General features: G+C 60.7%; 3 protein-coding genes. All 3 read right to left on the bottom strand.

Annotated features, from left to right (window positions below):
* A partial coding sequence (locus ABY454_RS12205; protein ID WP_372931030.1) for a hypothetical protein occupies positions 1–271 on the bottom strand: 271 nt, incomplete at its 3' end.
* A 147-nt stretch (positions 272–418) separates the two neighbouring features.
* Positions 419–1,138 (bottom strand): carbonic anhydrase, encoded by a 720-nt coding sequence (locus ABY454_RS12210; protein ID WP_372931032.1) that lies wholly within the window; start codon positions 1,136–1,138, stop codon positions 419–421.
* Positions 1,139–1,212: 74 nt separating this feature from the next.
* Positions 1,213–2,352, bottom strand: a complete 1,140-nt coding sequence (locus ABY454_RS12215; RefSeq protein WP_372931034.1) for a class I SAM-dependent methyltransferase — start codon at positions 2,350–2,352, stop codon at positions 1,213–1,215.
* Between the last annotated feature and the right edge of the window lie 363 nt (positions 2,353–2,715).

Here is a 2,715-nt window from a genome sequence, read left to right on the forward strand (position 1 = left end):
CTTCGTAAGGATGCTGGACGTTGTCGCAAGGCGCCGCGACGTTCCACGGCTTCTTCTCTTCCGCCGCGTCGTCGTCTGTCTTGGTGTCGTCGGTAGTTTCCTCAGCCGCGGCGTCTTCTGTCGCAGCGTCTTCGGTCGCAGCCTCTCCGGCCGGTGCGTCTTGTCCGAGAACAGACGGCGGCGTGAAGACCAGCGCGGCAAGCGCTATGGCAACGGCGCAGCCGAGCGCGCGCAGGCTTCCAATGGAATGGAGCAGGATTTGATGAGACATAGCAAAGGCGCAGACAATTTCCCCGTAGGCCGCCGATCCTATTCATGGAAAGGCCGGTTGTCTCGCCTTCTTGCTCGCTTGTCGCAAACTTCTTGCCAATCCGTTCGAAAATGGGACAATTTTGGAGGCGCGCCGCGAGCCCTTCGACTAGACGAATGTCACGGAGCCAGTCTTAAGGTCGTAGATGCCGCCCTTGATCTGCAGCTTACCGGAATTGACGGCCTTCCCAATGATCTCCGACTTCGTCTTCAGCCGCTTCATGCCGAGGCGCACATTCTCCTCGATGCTTGCTGCGAGAAAATCGCCAGGGTGCTTGCCATGGGCGGTTATGATCGCCGGCTCGATCGCCTTGACGAGTTCCGGCAGATGACCGGGCAGCTCTTTTCGTGACGTGGAGGCCCCAAGCGCCGCCGCGACCGCGCCGCAGCCAGTGTGACCGAGCACAAGGATTAGCGGAACGCCGAGATTGGCCACGGCGAACTCGAAGCTCGCCAGGCCATAATTGCTGACGACGTTACCGGCATCGCGCGATACGAAAAGATCACCAGGGCCCTGATCGAAAATAATCTCCGGGGGGACGCGGCTGTCTGCACAGGACAAGATGCCAGCGATGGGATGCTGTACTTTCGTGCGCGCGGCGCGGCCGGGCGAGAAATCCGTCGCCTTTGGCTCGTTCGCCACATAGCGGGCGTTGCCAGCCTTCAGCCTTCCGAGGGCTTCCGATGGCGGAATGGTGTTCGGCGCCGGCGCTTTGTCATCGGCGGCGTTAGCGACTACGGGCCGCATCGTGCTTGCGGCAAACAAGGCCCCGACGCCGGCCATCAGCCCGCGGCGTGACAGACTTGGTGTCTTGTGGTCTCCGGACATGCTTTGTGCCCTCCCGGCAGAGTGATACCCCTCCGCCAAGCCTCCCCCGAGGCACAGGTGCGGTCAAGCCTGCGTCAGGCGTCTTTCGGCTTGGAGAGGATCATACGGTAGCAATCGAGATTGCGCGCCATAAACTCGTAAGCCGCACCCCAAAGATAGAGACGGAAGCGGCGGTATTCGAAATCACCGAACGTCTTCAGCACGTAGTCCTTTTTGGACTCCAAGTTCTCGGCCCACTGCTTGAAGGTGAGGAAGTAGCTCCAGCGGTCTGAGTGGATTTCCTCCGCCTCAAACTCGGTCTTGTTCATCTTGTTGAGAAAGTCGTCGAGCACGAGGAAGGAGTGGTTGCCCGCATAAATATAGCGGACCATGAAGGTCGACAGCTCATACTTCGTCCGCGCCGCGCTGCCGTCGAGGAACACGAGGCCGCCGGGCTTCAAGAGCCGGAAGAATTTCTTCAGCACCTTTTCGTAGTTCGGCAGATGCTCGATGACGCCCATTATAACGATGGCGTCGAACGGCTCGTTTGGTTCGTAATCATAGAAGTCGGTGAGCAGGATCTCGAACTGGTCGCCGAAATTGGCGAGCTTGTCGCGCAAGAAGTTCTGCGAGACTTCCGAGTTTGTGATGCCGGTATATTTGATGCCGGATTGCAGGGCGTGGCTGGGGAAGGCACCCCAGCCCGGTCCAATTTCCAGCACGCGCTTGCCGGGGGCCAGTTCGCACTTCTCGATGGCCCAGTCGAACTTCCGCTCCAGCGCCTTCGACAGCGGCTCGTCGTCGCTTTCGTAGATGCCTTGGCTGTAGGCCGGGAACACGGGGTCGAGGAAGCTTAAGAACAGCTTCGGGTCGAGATTGTAGTGCGAAGCGATCGCCTGCTTGTTGGTGTAGACCTGCCCGAACAGCGCGGGCTGGATGAAGCGCCACGCGGCGACCAGCGGGTGACTGTCGTCGAGCGAGGCCCGCAGCGCAAAAGGCTTCAGCATGTCGCCTTCGATGTCGATGTCGCCCTGCAAATAGGCTTCTGCGATATCGCCCTCGTCCAAGGTCCGCAAGGCTTTGATCGCCCGCTCGTTGTGGAGATCGACGTAAAACTCGGGCTGGCCCGCGCCCACGGTGCGCTTGGCGCCATCGGGGAGTTCGATGGAGAAAGGAGTCGCAATCCCGCTGACACGGTCGATGAAGGCGTCGAGCCTGCTAGCGGCTGATGGCATCCGAACCGTTCCCCGACTCATAAGACCCGCGTTGGTGGCCCGCGCAGGCAGGCAGCCTCTTGCTCTGTCCGATTGTGCCCTAGAAGCGGGCGTCATGAAAAGCCCGGCCCAGCTCAATTTCAAAAGGCGGACACCGCCGCTTCTCGGGCTATGATCCGCCGCGCGCAAGTATTAGAGGGTTTCCCAAATGTCAATCCTCTCGTCCTGGCTGCGGCTCGCCGCCGACCGCGTTCGCGGGCGCCCCGCGCCAAGCGTCTGCGGCCGTTAGTCTTCTCGCGTTAGTGGGTGATGCGGATCGTCGTGTTGCTGTTGCCGTATTTCTGCACCAGCGAGAACAGCCGCGCCGCGTTTGAGGGATGCAGC

Origin of the sequence: Methyloceanibacter sp., assembly GCF_041573655.1 — a bacterium.
GTDB lineage: Bacteria > Pseudomonadota > Alphaproteobacteria > Rhizobiales > Methyloligellaceae > Methyloceanibacter.